Annotated in this window: 12 protein-coding genes; 4 read left to right on the top strand and 8 right to left on the bottom strand. The window is 41.6% G+C overall.

The window, feature by feature from the left end; genetic code table 11:
- Positions 1-257: 257 nt before the first annotated feature.
- Positions 258-485: a hypothetical protein gene (locus IPP77_05025; protein ID MBL0309047.1), complete on the bottom strand. Its 228-nt coding sequence runs from the start codon at positions 483-485 to the stop codon at positions 258-260.
- Positions 486-735: 250 nt separating this feature from the next.
- Positions 736-3,315 carry a hypothetical protein gene (locus tag IPP77_05020; GenBank protein MBL0309046.1) on the bottom strand — a complete coding sequence of 860 codons (2,580 nt, stop codon included), beginning with the start codon at positions 3,313-3,315 and terminating at the stop codon, positions 736-738.
- 68 nt (positions 3,316-3,383) lie between these two features.
- On the opposite strand from IPP77_05020, the gene IPP77_05015 reads away from it, so the two are divergent.
- Together IPP77_05015 and IPP77_05010 are read left to right on the top strand one after the other, a co-directional pair.
- Positions 3,384-3,773, top strand: coding sequence for a DUF423 domain-containing protein (locus IPP77_05015; protein ID MBL0309045.1), 390 nt, complete (start codon positions 3,384-3,386; stop codon positions 3,771-3,773).
- Between the two features lie 200 nt (positions 3,774-3,973).
- Entirely contained in the window at positions 3,974-4,921 is a 948-nt protein-coding gene (locus IPP77_05010) for a putative sulfate exporter family transporter (GenBank protein ID MBL0309044.1), read from the top strand.
- A 115-nt stretch (positions 4,922-5,036) separates the two neighbouring features.
- On the opposite strand, the gene gldN is transcribed toward IPP77_05010, so the two are convergent.
- From gldN to IPP77_04980, 6 genes are all read right to left on the bottom strand, one after another.
- The gene (gene gldN, locus IPP77_05005; GenBank protein MBL0309043.1) at positions 5,037-5,864 is read right to left on the bottom strand and encodes a gliding motility protein GldN; all 828 of its coding nucleotides are present in this window, start codon (positions 5,862-5,864) and stop codon (positions 5,037-5,039) included.
- A 15-nt stretch (positions 5,865-5,879) separates the two neighbouring features.
- Entirely contained in the window at positions 5,880-7,505 is a 1,626-nt protein-coding gene (gene gldM / locus IPP77_05000; GenBank protein MBL0309042.1) for a gliding motility protein GldM, read from the bottom strand.
- Between the two features lie 50 nt (positions 7,506-7,555).
- Positions 7,556-8,350, bottom strand: a complete 795-nt coding sequence (gldL, locus tag IPP77_04995) for a gliding motility protein GldL (GenBank protein MBL0309041.1) — start codon at positions 8,348-8,350, stop codon at positions 7,556-7,558.
- Between the two features lie 107 nt (positions 8,351-8,457).
- Positions 8,458-9,720: an SUMF1/EgtB/PvdO family nonheme iron enzyme gene (locus IPP77_04990; protein MBL0309040.1), complete on the bottom strand. Its 1,263-nt coding sequence runs from the start codon at positions 9,718-9,720 to the stop codon at positions 8,458-8,460.
- 157 nt (positions 9,721-9,877) lie between these two features.
- Positions 9,878-10,849, bottom strand: a complete 972-nt coding sequence (locus IPP77_04985; GenBank protein ID MBL0309039.1) for a PorP/SprF family type IX secretion system membrane protein — start codon at positions 10,847-10,849, stop codon at positions 9,878-9,880.
- Positions 10,850-11,029: 180 nt separating this feature from the next.
- A complete protein-coding gene (locus IPP77_04980; protein ID MBL0309038.1) occupies positions 11,030-11,650 on the bottom strand; it encodes a fibronectin type III domain-containing protein in 621 nt (206 codons plus the stop codon).
- 491 nt (positions 11,651-12,141) lie between these two features.
- On the opposite strand from IPP77_04980, the gene IPP77_04975 reads away from it, so the two are divergent.
- Together IPP77_04975 and IPP77_04970 are read left to right on the top strand one after the other, a co-directional pair.
- Entirely contained in the window at positions 12,142-13,791 is a 1,650-nt protein-coding gene (locus IPP77_04975) for an N-6 DNA methylase (protein ID MBL0309037.1), read from the top strand.
- A 63-nt stretch (positions 13,792-13,854) separates the two neighbouring features.
- A complete protein-coding gene (locus IPP77_04970) occupies positions 13,855-16,104 on the top strand; it encodes a transposase (protein MBL0309036.1) in 2,250 nt (749 codons plus the stop codon).
- Positions 16,105-16,171: the final 67 nt, after the last annotated feature.

Below are 16,171 nucleotides of genomic sequence, written 5' to 3'. Positions count from 1 at the left end.
GGAGCGGTGGGGGTGGAATGAATACAATAAAAAACCCACCCCTTGCGGAATGGTTTTTTGTAGCACTAGCTTTGACAAATTTCTAAATTTGTCAAGACTACACAACATGCTTTGCACGGTGTTGCGGACAAAAAACTAAAATTTTTGTTCCTCATCCATTTGGGCGGATAATTGCGGTCAAACCCAAAACTCCAATTGTTTTTTCTGAAGTCTAAAAACAGTAAAACGGAGCTGAAATCCACCCGCAAGAACTCAATTCATTCAGCAACAGGCTTGGTATCTCGGGAAATAGATGCAGTCGAAACTTGATGTGGCACATTTTGGGTGGAATGTGCTACATTCAGAGTGAAATGTGTCACATCCAAGGTCAAATGTGCCACATCTGATACCAAACGTGCCACGTTCAGGGTGAAATGTGACACATCTGAGGTCAAACGTGTCACGTTCAGAGTGAAATGTAACACATCAAGGGTCAAACGTGTCACATTCAAGGTAAAATGTGCCACATTCAGAAAAAATCGGGTTTAGCCGAGTTCCTTTGTGACCTACACCTTCCATTATTCTGTTAATTATCCCAAGTTGCTAGTTGAAAATCAGATACAATAGAACGCAGATGACACAGATTGAATAGGATTTGAGATGATAATAAAGTTCTTTCAGTGCTTTATATCAGTGGCTATCAGTCTTATCAGCGTCATCTGCGTTCCATTCCTCTTAACAATCAATTTAGGTTAATTACCTGATGCGGGTGCAAACAATATTGCCTTTCCGGTCGCCGGTGATGGCGATAAATTCATTCCGGTCGAGCAAGTCGGCGACCGTGGCAGAGGCCATGTTGCTGAGCGACAAAACGCCTTCAAACTCTAAGGCAAGGTCATAGATATAAACCTTTGAAGCCGATTCGTCCTTCACCAGCAAATGTTTCTCAGCGGCAATGTACACCACCTCGATAGATGAAATATGAGCATCCTTGATAAAGTTAGAATTTTTGAACCCCCCCTTGCCATCATAAGCGCGAATTTCGTTTCTGGTGCTAAAGAAATAGAGGTAGGAGGAATCTGATGTGGCGGTGGCCGTAAATGAGTTGGCCGAATCCATCAGTGGTTTTATCCGATCATTTCCATCCCAGGATATTTCTGTGAGTTCTTTACCTGCGGCATTGAGCAGAATAATATCATCGCCCTGCGCAACGATGGAAAAATTTTGTTTGGTATCCGGCAGATTATTGATGCTCCACATCAATTTTCCTTTTTCATCAATCAGCAATAGTTTGCCGTCCTCTGTATAAGCAAGAAAATAACCACCCTCCTTGTTGCGGATGTATTGTAGCGGCTTGGTGCATCGCCCCGCCATAGCCCGCGGGCTCCAACCCGACACCGGTCTTCCGGTACTTTCATATCCATACACTCCTCCATTGTCGCAGGGGATATAGTATCTATAGGATTTGGAGGAAGGATCATTGACGAGGGTGAGTCCTGCGGTTGCTGTTCTGCTCAACCGGAGCGGATAGGAAGCCACATCATTTCCGAAACGGTCTATCATAAAGACGTGGGTAGCAGAATTGAATACGTATTGCATCTTACCATTATTGTAATAGTCCAACTGTTGAACCTCGCCGATAATAGCTTCATGGATATTTTTGGTGAAAAGAATTTCGCCGCCCTTATTCAATAGGTATATGTTACCCGCTGTATCCTGTGTAAATATTTCCTTTTCGAGAGTGGTCGCATTGAGTACAATTTGAGGTGCAAAATCAGAGAGCGTTTCTAAAGCAGTCCTCCAAAGTACACCGGGAGAAGTCCTCTTCTCTCCTCCCGTCCTAAAAATTCCTGTGGAGGTGACCCATCCATCCTTCGCCTCAGAACCAATCATAATTTCTCCGAACTGCATGAGATACTTTGTCACGGAGGATTTATTTTTCAGTAACCCCTGCAATAACATTTCAGCTCGGGTAGGATTTATATACACCAGAATGTTCGTTTCCTTTTTTATTTGATTTTGGAGTTCAGAAAAACTAGTTGTCTTGATAAGAATTTGGCCGCTATCAATTTTATCAAAAACAAAATTCAGTGTGTTAGGACTCTGGGAAAAAATGACAGATCCTTGAACAAAAGAGAAATAGCACTGGTCCCAAGCAATAAGTCCTTTGCCAAAATAATTGTTCAGCAAATCTCCGTTTTTGTAAGAAAATATTTCTGCTCCTGATGCTACACCTGTTTCATTAAGCGCTTCAATTTTGGCTGCCCCTGATTGCAGCAAATTTGCCTTGGCCTGTTGGATATTCTTCACTTGCAAAATCAATAGGCTCTGATTATTAATGTTTTCTTCTAGCGATTCTAGTATGACCAAAGCCTGCTTTTCTCCAATCCAGGGTTCAAATTTTTTAGAGAAAATCGGGTCTTGCTGGTTTGTATTTTCAATTCTGCCTGAAACGAAGTATGCAGCATTATCCGGCACAGTGGTAAGGAAGGGGTCTTTCGGTCCGTCACTATTTTTTGGCGTAGTTAGCCGCGCATCTCCTGCCGAATATGCCAAACCGGTTAATACCAGTTCCTGATTTGTCAAAGTCAAATTATAGGCTCCCCAATCCGCAAATTGGTGGAGACTGTTCATCATCGCTACTTTGGTTTCCTTAAACGCGACGGGCAAAATCACCTCTGCCTTCTGAAAATTAAAAAACAGGCTCAGATCGCCGGATGGAACAAACTTCTTTCTGACATTCATAAACGACTTATCATCTTCTATATTGTCGCCGCTCTGAATTGCTTTAATCGAATTTTCTACCAAGAAAGAGGTGAAACTAATAGCAATCAGACCCTTGGTCTCAACAAGGGTTAGTATTTTCCCATCCTTCAACACAATGTCTAATACATGCTCTCCTTTAAACACTCTTTCGTTAACAGAACTTACTGTTTTTTTCGACCGAATATTTTGAAGCAATTCTTTTTTGCCCAATCCTCTGACCGAGGAAGCAAAAAGGAAATCATAATTGTCTGCAGAAATAAGATGCACAGCTGCTACGGTCTTGCCAGAATTAAACTGCCATTCTGGCCGTATTTTATCTTCAAGTAATTCATGAATTTCGTTCACCTGATTCAATAACTTTTGAATGACAGGCGCTTTCTTTAACTTCAGGCCGGTATAGGTTGTTCCAAGTTTATCTTCAAACTGGCTCCAGTTATTTACCTGTAGCACTGCCACACAGGACGAAGGCATCGCGTCAAAGACAGTTGGGAAACTTAAAAAATAGTAAGAAGCGGCGCCTATAGCAAGCATCGTGATAAAAGCTGCATACAGTAAGGTTAGTTTTTTCATCAATATGGCGAAGTAGCAAAGCTATTTTCATTTAATTCGCACGAAGATTCATTTATAAACTATACTCTGTGCAAAAGACTATTTTAATAGCTGCTTCACTGGCCGGGATGACAGCCGTTGTTCTCGGCGCTTTTGGCGCTCATGGCCTCCGGTCGCTCATCAGCCCGGAACATCTGTTCATGTGGGAAAAAGGTGTCCAATATCAGTTCTACCATGCCATTACCTTGTTTCTATGTTTTCTTTTTTTGAGGAAGGAAGATTCAAAAGCTATTCGAAATGCCTTCTGGTGTTTTATGATAGGAATCCTGTTTTTCTCAGGGTCTCTTTATCTGCTTGCCACTAGAGAAATAACACAGATTCCGGTTGTAATCTTGGGACCAGTCACTCCTATCGGAGGCCTCTTCTTTATTGCAGGCTGGTCATTAATCTTATGGGAAGCAATCAGACGGAAGCAGTAGGGGTTAAAACCTCCTACTGAATTTCAGCATAAAATATACTCGCTATCTGTCTCAAAAGCAAAGTCCTTGTCGTAACAGACATGAAAAAGCTATCTATATCGTCCAGAGTTTTTACTTTCTTGAATCGAAAGGTGAATAATCTGCCATTGTCAATTTATTCTTGAACTTTGAATCAGCACCTATTTCAAAATGAATTAACCATGCAAAAATTGACAGATTACTTCAAATCACATCCATCCTTTCAAAAGGCATTATTTATTGCACTCGCCATACTTTGTTGTACCCCTTTCATTTCAGCTCCCTTGGCATTAGTTCTAGGCTTCCTTATTATACAACTTATTGGCAATCCTTATGAGCAAATTACAAAGAGATTAATTCATACACTTCTACAGGTTTCTGTTGTCGGATTAGGCTTCGGAATGAATACAAACAGTGCATTAAAGGCAGGTAAAGAGGGTTTCATTTTTTCTATAGTTAGTATTATTTCAGTGCTTGTTATAGGATTTGCTTTGACTAAGATTTTTAAAATTGAAAAAATTACAGGATACCTTATCTCAGCAGGAACTGCAATTTGCGGAGGAAGTGCTATTGCGGCCATCGCTCCAATTGTGAAGGCTAAGCCCAACCAAATTTCAATAGCACTCGCAGTCATATTCACTTTGAACTCTATTGCACTATTAATATTTCCCGCAATTGGCAGTATTTTAAATTTATCGCAACACGATTTTGGCCTATGGTGTGCCATCGCTATTCACGATACCAGTTCAGTGGTAGGTGCCGCCAGCAAATATGGAGCAGAAGCTTTGGAGGTTGCCACCACGGTTAAATTAGCAAGAGCCTTATGGATTATTCCACTCTCACTTCTCTCTGCATTATTATTCAAGAACAAAGAATCCAAAATCAAAATCCCCTGGTTTATAGCGTTCTTCATATTAGCCATGCTTTTGAATACCTATTTCCCATTGGTACAAAACGCAAGCACTATTATCGTGAGTCTCTCAAAAACAGGTTTAACACTTACTCTATTTTTAATAGGTACAGGGCTTTCTTTAAATGTAATCAAAGAGGTAGGAACGAAACCCCTAATATTGGCCATCCTACTTTGGCTATCTATCTCTTGTGGTACATTATTTGTAATACTGAAGTAAGAGGCATCGCTGCAAACAAGGGTGGCGGTTGCGCGTCTCGCCACCGCCTGCTTTAGTACAGAAACTAAAAATGCCCCGTATAAGCGGAGCGTTTTTAGTTTCTAGATTATAAATCCTAGTAATTCCAAAGATCGTGTTCAAAATTGAAGAGAACTTCATATTTCACCCGATCACTTTCAAGCAAACCATCAACACCAGTTGCATACTCCTGAATCGAGCGATCATGAACGTTGCTTTCTTTATAAATGAAACTTTCAAACATACGGGCTTCAAATAAATCATCCCAACTTAATCTTACCGCATCATTCTTTGGATTAAACACTTCATACTTCGCTAAGATAGGGCGAAGGTCTGGATAATAGACCCAATACATAGTCATATCTCCCCGATAATTTCCATTAGCATCATAATCTTCCATTACTGGCGCCAAGCCAATAACACGCACAAGAAAGGTAGAAGTCTCTTTATCGAAGAACCAATCTTCCTTCACTTTATACTTCACCACTTTCAATGGATCAAACTCATTCTTCTGAATCACCTGCTCTTCCTCTAGTGTCACCGGATTCACCTGCATGACCGTATCCACCCGTGAACCAAGTTTCTTAACGTCATCTACGCTCAATACTTGCTTAAACTGGTCTCCATCAATAACGGCGTTATCATAAACAGTCAACTCCCCATTCTTGGCGGCCGTATGAATAATAGTGGACAGTGGTTGTTGTGGATATTTAAACGGAAGGTTCATCTTCTCGCGCACATCAATCGTCCTCCAAATACGTTTAGACCAGAAAACATCCGCTTCCCGAATATAATCATAAGGAATCACATCCTTTTCTTTGGTTGTGGTTTTTACCCAAGCCCCGTCCAAGGGTTCCTGCGCCCAAACCGCCGCGCTGAAAAGCAGGGAGGCAGCTAATAAAATTTTACCAGTTGTCTTATTCATACTTCTGTTGATTATTTAGATGATCGTGAAAGCGATTTGCCCCAACTTTCTGGGCTGTTTATCAGGACCTACTACCTTAATCTCGTCTATAAATACAATGTCCTTCGGTTTCACGCGCTCAAGAAAACTTTTCATCTGCTGATTGAACAAAGGACCAGCTGCATCAGCTTTGAAAATCTCTCCTTTTGAAGAATAAACCATCTGAAAGCTTTGGACCGCAAACCGGGCATCAAAGTCAAAGTCTTTCAGTTGCGCAATAATACCTGATTGAGATCTCATGGTTCCAGGAGGAACATTGCCTCCGGTTAAGCCTCCGCTTGTTGCAGGAATAGGATTTGGAATACGCTTGATACGAAACTCTTCAGAACCCATAGCCTGAACCTTGCCTTCAATCTTGGCTGAAACAGCAATCTGACATTTGCCAATCGCAGTAACTGAAGCTGTATAAGTTCCATCCGAATTTTTAGAAAGACTTCCTGCTCCTTGAAGAGACGCTGAAACATCTGCTTGGCCAACACCAGGTACAGAAATCTTCATCGGATTCTCGACGCCGATATACAATACATTCATCTTGGTAGGAGATACAACCACCGCACGTGGAGCAACTTGATATGAATTTTCAAAGGGATAGAAAGTATAACCCCCGGCTGGATTTTTAACCCGGATAATACCACCATATCTCTTTTCTCCAATTCCACCTCCGGTTCCCTGTTCTAGTTTACCCATGCCACCGTCAGTTTTTAGCACTCCGCTCTCGGAATAGCCCGCAGGCAAAGGATTGGGGGAATCAACTTGATCATAAGAGCCATCAGGATTTTTCTTAAACCCGGCCAACGAACCTAAAAAAACCTCTGGCTGTTGGGTAGAGTTAAATGCCGCTAAAAAGATATCTGCTTTATACGGCTGACCCTGCATGATATAGCTAGAAGGAGCTATCACTTTAGCACTCAATTGGTCGAATTTGAAATCTGTTGCACCAATTTTTTTAATCAGGTATTCTATCACAGCGCCTTCGGAACTTACGACGTCATTCTGGAATTTGGAAAGAATAGTAACTGCTGCAGTAGCAGGTACGTGGCTAAAAGTAACGTATTCCCATTTTGCGCCAGGCTCACCCTTCTTTTTAGGAGCTTGAGCATCAAGAGACAATTTAAAGTTCGCTCTATCATTCGGATCAACGAGGTCTATTAAATTTTTGCGCACGTCCAATATTTTTTGCTGAAGTTCTCTGCCTCTTTTGACGCCCTCCCCTTCTTCAACAAACATTCTAGTGGCAACATCCACGTTATCACGTTGTACAATGTCATCGGTTTCGGGATCAATTCCCCCTGCGCCTTTGATAATATCCACCTTATATTTCTCTAACAAATCACGTAAGGAGCCTGTCATTTTTTTTGCTTGCTGCGCCTTATCATAATATTGCTGCGCTTTGCCCTTATCATCCTCAAGCTGTTTGTCAAATGCCTTATAAATATTGGTGTTTTTTTCAGATAATGAGCCATTTGAAGTTTGCAGACCTTCGTTTACTAAGTGGAAGGCATTCAATACTTCTTGCGACACGTTCAGGGCAAGAAGCGCTGTCAACACGAGGTACATCATGTTGATCATCTTCTGCCGGGGAGTTAATATACCACCTGCCATTTTTTTATTTTTCTCGGTTTTTAATTATAAAATGTACTACCCCTTTATACTTATACTGACTTCATAGCTGAAAGCATATTACCATACACCGCATTTAAGGACATTAAGTTTTTGTTCAACAGAGACAAATTCTCTTTGTATTTAGTCGCGTCAACTGCAGTTTCAGAAAGTGCTTGAGCCGCTGAATTAAGATTGCCAAAGAATTTATTCATGGCCTTCAGGTGATTATTGGAATCCTGAAGTTCTAATTCATATATCGCATTTAACTGTGAAAGATTTTTCACCATGCTTTGTACTTGTTCATGATAAACTTTGGTGTGCTCTGCGCCCGCACCAATTCCACTAACCGCCGAGGTTGCTGTAGCAGCGGCTTGCGCAAACGAATTGATTTGATTAGATGCATTTTTTGCATTCTTAGAAAAGTCATTGGCCGCTACCGTAGCATCGGTCAGTTCACTCATTTTCTTCACGCTATCACCTAAGGAAGTGAATCCCTTGCCCAAGCTATTGATTAAGTCGGGGCCAACTTTAGCGTCGCTCAACATCTTATCCAATTGCTGGGTTAATGGCTTTTGATTTTTATTAACCGGGCCCTCATCAGCCAGTTCAGGATAAACTCTTTCCCATTCGTATCCAGAATGCATGGCCGACTGTGGTTCAAATCCTGAAATAATAAAAATGATAACCTCCGTGCCCATTCCCGCCATCAGCATAACGTTGGCCATGGGCCAGTGCATGATTTTAAAGAGTGCTCCCGCGATAACGATTGCCGCACCGAATGAATAAGCATAGTTTAAATAAACTCTTGCATTTTTAGTCGTTAATGGATGCTGTTTTTCTGCCATGATGTTTCTGTTTTTTTGGTTTTTGATTTTTAGAAAATTATAGAATCGAGTTTTGGGTTTTAAAAACTTTGAACGTAGGAATAACGAAAAGTGACTTTAAATATTGCTTACTTGTCGGTAATATCTCTACCCAAAAATGTAGTGATACATCTGAATCCGACATAAGATTTTGCTGAATCGGCATATTCCCAACTACGGGTACCGTTTTCAATAAAATACCCTATATCCTTCCATGATCCCCCTCTGATAACCTTGCGTTTCATCGCTTCTGGCTCAGACTGTTCGGCATCGTAACGAATATCCGGATTCAAATCATGTATAAAGGAATAGGAGTTTTCAAAGAAAGCAGAAGATGTCCACTCTGCCACATTTCCTGCCATACAATATAGACCATAATCATTAGGCCAGTAGGCATCCGCACGTACGGTATAGAATCCGCCGTCTTCAGGATAGTTACCCCGACCAGGTTTGAAGTTGGCAAGAATACATCCCTTAGAGTTTCTAACGTAAGGGCCTCCCCATGGATAAGGAGCCAGTTTTTTGCCTCCACGTGCAGCATATTCCCACTCGTGCTCGGTAGGAAGGCGGAAAATATCCATTAGCGGTTCGCCACGAGGCGTTCTATAGTCCTCCCACAATCTGGTTCTCCAGAAGCTAAAAGCCATTCCCTGATGCCAAGTTACGCCAACCACCGGATAATCATCAAAGGCAGGATGGTGAAAATAGTTTCTGGTCATTGGTTCATTATAAGAGTAGGAAAAATCTCTAACCCATACTAAAGTATCGGGATAAACATCTACGTTTTCTTTATGAATAAAACTAGTTCTCGCCTTTCCTCTGTTCTTTGTCATAGAAGCGGCCTTGTAATCAAACCACTCATAATCATATCTGACTTTGGAAAGGTTCAATTCTTTTTTACCCCAAATTCTTTCATCTTCAGGAAGGTATATCTCTTCTATTTGCTCATTCTTGTTTTTGCCGCTCCACTCAATCTTTTTATTCCAGTCAATGGTTTCTTTTCCATCAGCATCTTGTTTCACATCACCTTGCAGTTTGTGAGCGACCGAGTCGCGAACCCAGTTAATGAACTGACGATACTCATTATTTGTGATTTCCGTATCATCCATATAGAAGCCAACAATAGAGACTTGTTTTGAACGCGCCTGAGAAGAACTGTTTACATCCTGATCGCTGGGGCCGATATGCAGCACGCCGGAAGGAATGAACACCATTCCATAAGGAGTGATTGGATTCCATTTTGGCCGGTCAAGCTCACCGAGCAATTGACCATTATATCCACCTTGACAACCCACCAAAAAAAGAACCAAAGCCAGAGAGGCTTTACCTAAAACACCATGTACGTTTTTCATCATTTTGTATTTGATAGTTTTTCCCCGATTTTTATAAAGCGCGTAAATATAGACAGTTTTTGTTTTTGCAAAAATATTCTAAAAAATATGACCTCCCCATCTTAAATACGGATTCTGATGTTCTTTGTTTCATTTCTTAGACAGAATCATTCTTCATTTAATCAAACCGGGGATTATGATAAAAATATCCTTTGCTTTCCTTTTTCTTCAACTTATAACGATAACTTAAACTCACTTCATGAGAACCGGTGTTGAATTTAGTCAGATAAGAAAGGCTGGCATCATAAGAATAGACCGCCTGAAATCCTTTATATCTGAATCCCAACATCAACGCCAAAGCATCTATCGTATTCTTTTCATAACCTCTAAACGAAATTCCTGTCAGAATATTTTGTATGATCGTTACGTTAGCTCCCACATCGAGTTGTACTTTCCTCAAATCGGTCTTCACCAACACTGACGGCATCACGCTCCACTTCTTGCCCACTTGAAAATCATAGCCACCTGACACAACTATGTTACGGGCAAAATTCAGTTTGGTTTTTTGAGTTACAGCATCAATAGTAGCAGATGAAAAAGCGATATGCTGTATAGCGGCACCTGCAAAATACCGGTCATTATTGAAATACAATCCAAATGAAAAGTCCGGAGCAATACCCTGTTGCAAATTATCCGGCAAAATTTGATCGTTATGGTTTAGCTGGCCGTCATTATAATTTCCTTCGGGCGTTCTGATTTTAGCACCGTCAATAGATGTTTGAACTATTCCCGCACCGATACCTATGGACATTTTACCCCACTTAAATGATTTCCTATAGTCATAATTAAGCGCTACATAAGTAGCGCGTTGTAGCCCAATAAAATCATTCACCGCTGTCAACCCGATTCCAGAACTGATTGAATAAACAGGCATATTAAAATTGAATCCTTGAGAAGCAATAGCTCGATTTGCCAAACCCACATATTGACTGCGATGAATCAAGTGAAACTCTAGCGCATCTGTACTACCTGCATACGCCGGATTTGACAAATAGCGATTGTACATATACTGAGTAAACTGTGGTTCCGATTGGGCATACAAACCAGAGTAAAGAAAAAATGAAAAGAATAATATACCACACCGAACCATAAACGGAGAATGAAAATACCAATTTTCCGACTATCTGTTAGCATTGGTCATAACAAAATAAAAAAGGCCCCGACACTGAAACGGTCGGGGCCCACACAATCAAGTGTTTCTTTTCACGCCTTGCGTGATTTAATGATGATGCAACTCATCCTGGATGAGCATACGAATAATATTCGCTGCTTAATAAGTAACCGAGGCGTTATGCACGCTTGGATCGCTTGGCAATCCGTAGCCTGAACGCCCTACCGCAGTGACACGAATCCAGTACAGTCCACCAGGGTTTAATCCGGTGATATCCATCCGAGAACCAATCACCACACGATACTGAGTAAACGATTCTCCGGCAGGACCTGTATCGGAAACCTCCACAATATAGGCACCGGCACCGGTTACCTTATCCCACACGGCGCGAATGGTTCCAGAATTGACACCTCCTTTCGTGCGCAGGTTCAACACCTGACCCACATATAAAGGTCCCCCTCTTTGCACCACACCAAAACCGCTGGACAAGATAGCCTCTTCATCTCCGGCTGATTCGTCTTGAACATAAGCAGCCAGCTTTCTGATAATATCGAGCATCGCTTTTTGACGCAAGCGCATGATGACCATCAGGTTTTTGTCGCCATTGCGTGAATCATTATACGCCACTTCCAGAGCATCGGTGGCAGTGGTTAAATCTGCTAGCGATGGAATGGGGGTGGGGTAATTCGGATTACCCGTTATTCTGGTTACGATCCACCTTGAACGTTCTATTTGTGAAGGGATGCTGAGTCCTGCAAATCCCATTTTTACTTTTGACATAATTTCTCCTTTTTTTTAATTGTTTAATAAATACTACTTAACTACTTTTAATAGCAATTCAATTCCCACTACCTGTGCCGACTCCAGGACTACATTCATCCGTCATGACCTACAATTATCCTCTCCTCCCTTTGAATCTGTATCCTCCGGCAGATTCAGGATACAGCTTGAATCGTCCGAAGTTTCATTGGTTAAATACGATTTTTGTATTTTGCCCTGACCTATAAATGTATTTAGTGGGTCTCGATTTGCCTCCTTCCCGCTTTAGCGCTTACGAGCACTAAAACAAAGAAGACGATGCAAATATAAGGCATCAAAACACTAAATACAATAGTTGGAGAAAAATAAACTCAATAGTGCTTATAACGCCTTGCAATGCAGGCAGATAAAAATTATCAACAGGGGTATTTTGCCTTCAGATTTGGGCGGCTTTGACAAATTTGGAATTTGTCAAAGCTCAGTTTCACAACACGGATTAAATTTACCGCCACATGGCTCTCTTCCAGAAATCAGTTTTACGAAAACATCTGAACGAACAGGATAAGCATCTGGTAGCAGAGGCATTTGCGAAGTTTAGCGCCCACTTTGGCAGCGCAGCTATACAGCAGAATATATGCGATGCAAAAGAGGAAGAATATCAGGAGGGATTTGTGCGCGATTTGTTTGTGAACGTGCTGGGCTACACGCTGAAGCCGCAGCCGGAATATAATTTTGTATTAGAAAAGAAGAACGCGACAGATAGCAAGAAAGCCGACGGAGCCGTGATGAAAGGAGAAGCCGTCCATGCCGTAGTTGAACTGAAAGGCACTGACACCGTGGATCTCGACCATGTAGAAACTCAGGCCTTCGGCTATAAGAATAATCAGAAAGGATGTGCGTATGTCATCACATCAAACTTTGAAAAACTGCGCTTCTATATAGAAGACAGCGTAGAGCATCTGGAGTTTGACCTGTTCCATCTTTCTGCTGATGATTTTGCTGTGCTCTATCTCTGTCTGCATAAAGATAATCTGCTGGCCAATCTCCCGGCGACAATCAAGTCAGCCTCCGTCAATCAAGAGCAGGGCATCACCAAAAAACTTTATAACGATTACAGCAATTTCAAGCGCCAGCTTTATCATAACATTCATACGCTTAATCCCGGTTTTGATAAGTTGGTAGTCTATAAGAAAACTCAAAAACTGCTCGACCGGTTCCTGTTCATACTCTTTGCCGAAGACAAACAACTGCTGCCACCCAATAGCATTCGCGAAATTCTAAAACAATGGGAACAACTCAAGGAACTGGATGAAGTGGTGCCACTTTATGAGCGATACAAAAAGTATTTCGGCTACCTGAACACCGGACACAAAGGCAAACAGCACGACATCTTCGCCTACAACGGCGGACTGTTTGCGCCGGACGAAGTGCTCGATAACATTACGATAGATGATACACTTCTTTATGACAGCACCTTCGCGCTGAGCCAATATGATTTTGAAACCGAAGTGGATGTCAATATCCTCGGACATATTTTTGAACACAGTCTGAATGATGTGGACGCGGTGGCTGCTGAAGCCGAAGGCAAGCAACTGGAGAAAGACAAAACCCGGAGAAAAAAAGACGGTGTGTTCTACACGCCCAAATACATCACCAAATACATTGTAGAAAACACCGTAGGCAAATTGTGTGATGAAAAGAAAGCCGCCCTCGAAATAAAGGACGAAGACTATAGCGGCGGCAAAAAGAAAAAAGACAAACGGGCACTGAATGATAAATTAGAAAGCTATCGTCAGTGGCTTTTACAACTTACTATTCTCGACCCGGCATGTGGCAGCGGTGCTTTTCTGAATCAGGCATTGGAGTTTTTGATTGCCGAACACCGGAAGGTGGATGAACTGCGTGCAAAATTATTTGAAGATAGCATCACCCTGACCGATGTAGAGAACCACATTCTCGAAAACAATCTCTATGGGGTGGACTTGAATGAAGAGAGTATTGAAATAGCAAAACTGTCACTCTGGCTGCGCACCGCCAAAAAAGGAAGAAAGCTGAGTGCGCTGAACCACAACATTAAATGTGGCAACAGTTTGATTGACGACCCGGCGGTGGCTGGCGATAAGGCATTTAAGTGGGAGAAGGAATTTGCCGAGTGTTTGTAGAAAAAGCAAAAGCAGGCCTTTCATATCACCACCGCCACACATGACAGCCGCACCTCCGAGCGCATGATAAAACATAAGGTGCGTGAAAAACGTGATAACGGAATGCGCCCGGAAGCCCAACCGATATGGCTCGAAGAAAAAGACGAAGCGCTGATAACGGAAGTGGTAGCGCGTATCGTGAAAGAAGACCGGCTGAATGTATTGGCCTATAATATATGTGGTGACCACATGCACCTGCTGCTGGTGTGCGAGGAAGAAGAAGTGCCGCGCATCATGCAGAAAATAAAATCGGTAAGCGCCAAAGAATATAACCGGGCTACCGGAAAAACCACTGCACCAGAAACAACAACAAGGGAGCAAGCTCCCTTGTCGCGAAAGGATAGCGCGAATTCCGAGAACGATACGACAACAAGGCAGCGTACTGCCTTGTCAGAAGAAGATAGCGCGAGTACCGATATAACAAGGGAGCCCACTCCCTTGTCAGCAAAAGACATCGGGGGTTCCGATACCGACACCATAGCAACAAGGCAGCATGCTGCCTTGTCAGAACCGGATAAAGAACCCCACGTTTCTCTATGGACACAAAAGTTTGGCTGCAAACCTGTTACCACGAACGAGCAATTGGCCAATACCATCGAGTATATAGAATACAATCGCGAGAAGCACCAACTGCCGCCCATGGACAAGGGAGCATGCTCCCTTGTCAAAGAGATGTGCTGCGACCACGACCACGCCTTTCGTATAGAATATAAAGGAGGCTTTGATGTGGTGGTGGGGAATCCGCCTTATGTTGTGACAATTAGTCTTGTGGAATCAGACTATTTTAGAAATAACTATGAAACTACACAAGGGAAAAAATACGATTTGTTTCGATTTTTTATCGAACGAGGATTGAGATTATTAGCGCATAATTCAAAACTTGGATTTATCACTCCAGATGTTTTTTTAAACCTTAAACAGGCATCGGAGTTAAGAAAATATATTCTTACTAATTACAGCATTACGCAGGTTATAAAAGCTCCTTTAGACACATTTGCGGCTTCTGTAGAGTCGGTAATGTTTATAATAGAAAAGCCAAAAATTAAAAACAGTAAAATATTTCTCAAAAAGGTTTTCACTAATGAAGTATTAAGTAGTGTTGAACAGGAAAGTTTACTTCAAGGAGATAATAATATCGACTTATCCGTTGAGTTTAACAGTAAAGTGGTTGAAAAAATAAATTCTAAGGGTATCCAGCTATCCAAGTTAATGATTTGGAAAAAGGGATTGGGAGTATACTCTAGACAACATCTCGCAAATAAATTTACGTCGGATGAAGTTGAAAAAATAATGACTACAAGGCCATGGACAAAGGATTATAAAGCGAATGAAACTTTCGGTAAAGAGATTTTAGGAAAAGATGTTTTAAGATATTGCCTTGTGTGGAATGAAATAAAATGGCTTAGTTATGGTCCTTGGCTTGCATTTCAAAGACCCATTGAATTTTTCAAAGGACCACGACTATTGGTAAGAGAAATAACCACAGAAGGCAGGTATTGTGTAAATGCGACATACGCGGAAGAAGAATACTTTAATAACCAGTCTATTTTCAACGGGATTCTTAAGCAAGAAAATAACGAGTTCTCATTGAAATATTTCCTAGCACTTATAAACAGCAAGCTTTTTTCTTATTATGTTTTAGTCACTTCACCAAAGTTTAAGAGGAAGCTGTTTCCAACAATCTTGATGGAGAACATTGAGCAATTTCCAGTTTTAATTAACATAGATGCGAAGTATAAATATGAATTGGTCTGTCAAGTAGATAGCGCGATGGATGCCTCATCTTCTTTCGGGAATATACAATCCCAATTCCTCACCCTACTACAAAGCAAATTTGATTTCTATAAAGGCGCGGGAGCAACAACAAGGGAGCATGCTCCCTTGTCAAATACAACAACGAATGCTCCCTTGTCAAATACAACTACGGACGCTCCTTTGTCAACAAGGGAGTATACTCCCTTGTCGAAGACATCTAATAATACTCCCTTGCCCAAGGCATCTAGCAACACTCCCTTGCCGGGCAAAGCCGTTTCTAGAAAGCTGCAAGAGTGGTACTTGTTAGACTTTAAAGAGTTCTTGAAGGAGTTACAAAAAGCAAAGGTAAAGATGAGTTTGTCCGAGGAAGCAGAGTGGTTGACTTATCTCAGCGAGCAAAAACAAAAGGCACTGGCGTTAAAGGACGAGATAGAAAAAACCGATAAAGAAATAGACCGGATGGTGTACTCCCTCTACGACCTGACGGATCAAGAAATCGCGATTGTAGAAAACAACTAATAAGCCAGCTTTGACAAATCTTCAAATTTGTCAAAGCTATATCCGCCAAATTGACCGAAAAAACCCA

This window comes from Bacteroidota bacterium (assembly GCA_016722375.1).
Lineage (GTDB): Bacteria > Bacteroidota > Bacteroidia > Chitinophagales > LD1 > Bog-950.
This window is presented reverse-complemented; position numbering and strand designations above follow the sequence as displayed.

Excerpts from the sequence above, each read along its gene's own strand:
- IPP77_05020 (MBL0309046.1), bottom strand. The coding sequence starts at position 3,315 with ATGAAAAAACTAACCTTACTGTATGCAGCTTTTATCACGATGCTTGCT.
- IPP77_05010 (MBL0309044.1), top strand. The coding sequence starts at position 3,974 with ATGCAAAAATTGACAGATTACTTCAAATCACATCCATCCTTTCAAAAG.
- gldN (MBL0309043.1), bottom strand. The coding sequence starts at position 5,864 with ATGAATAAGACAACTGGTAAAATTTTATTAGCTGCCTCCCTGCTTTTC.
- gldM (MBL0309042.1), bottom strand. The coding sequence starts at position 7,505 with ATGGCAGGTGGTATATTAACTCCCCGGCAGAAGATGATCAACATGATG.
- gldL (MBL0309041.1), bottom strand. The coding sequence starts at position 8,350 with ATGGCAGAAAAACAGCATCCATTAACGACTAAAAATGCAAGAGTTTAT.
- IPP77_04990 (MBL0309040.1), bottom strand. The coding sequence starts at position 9,720 with ATGAAAAACGTACATGGTGTTTTAGGTAAAGCCTCTCTGGCTTTGGTT.
- IPP77_04985 (MBL0309039.1), bottom strand. The coding sequence starts at position 10,849 with ATGGTTCGGTGTGGTATATTATTCTTTTCATTTTTTCTTTACTCTGGT.
- IPP77_04980 (MBL0309038.1), bottom strand. The coding sequence starts at position 11,650 with ATGTCAAAAGTAAAAATGGGATTTGCAGGACTCAGCATCCCTTCACAA.
- IPP77_04975 (MBL0309037.1), top strand. The coding sequence starts at position 12,142 with ATGGCTCTCTTCCAGAAATCAGTTTTACGAAAACATCTGAACGAACAG.
- IPP77_04970 (MBL0309036.1), top strand. The coding sequence starts at position 13,855 with ATGATAAAACATAAGGTGCGTGAAAAACGTGATAACGGAATGCGCCCG.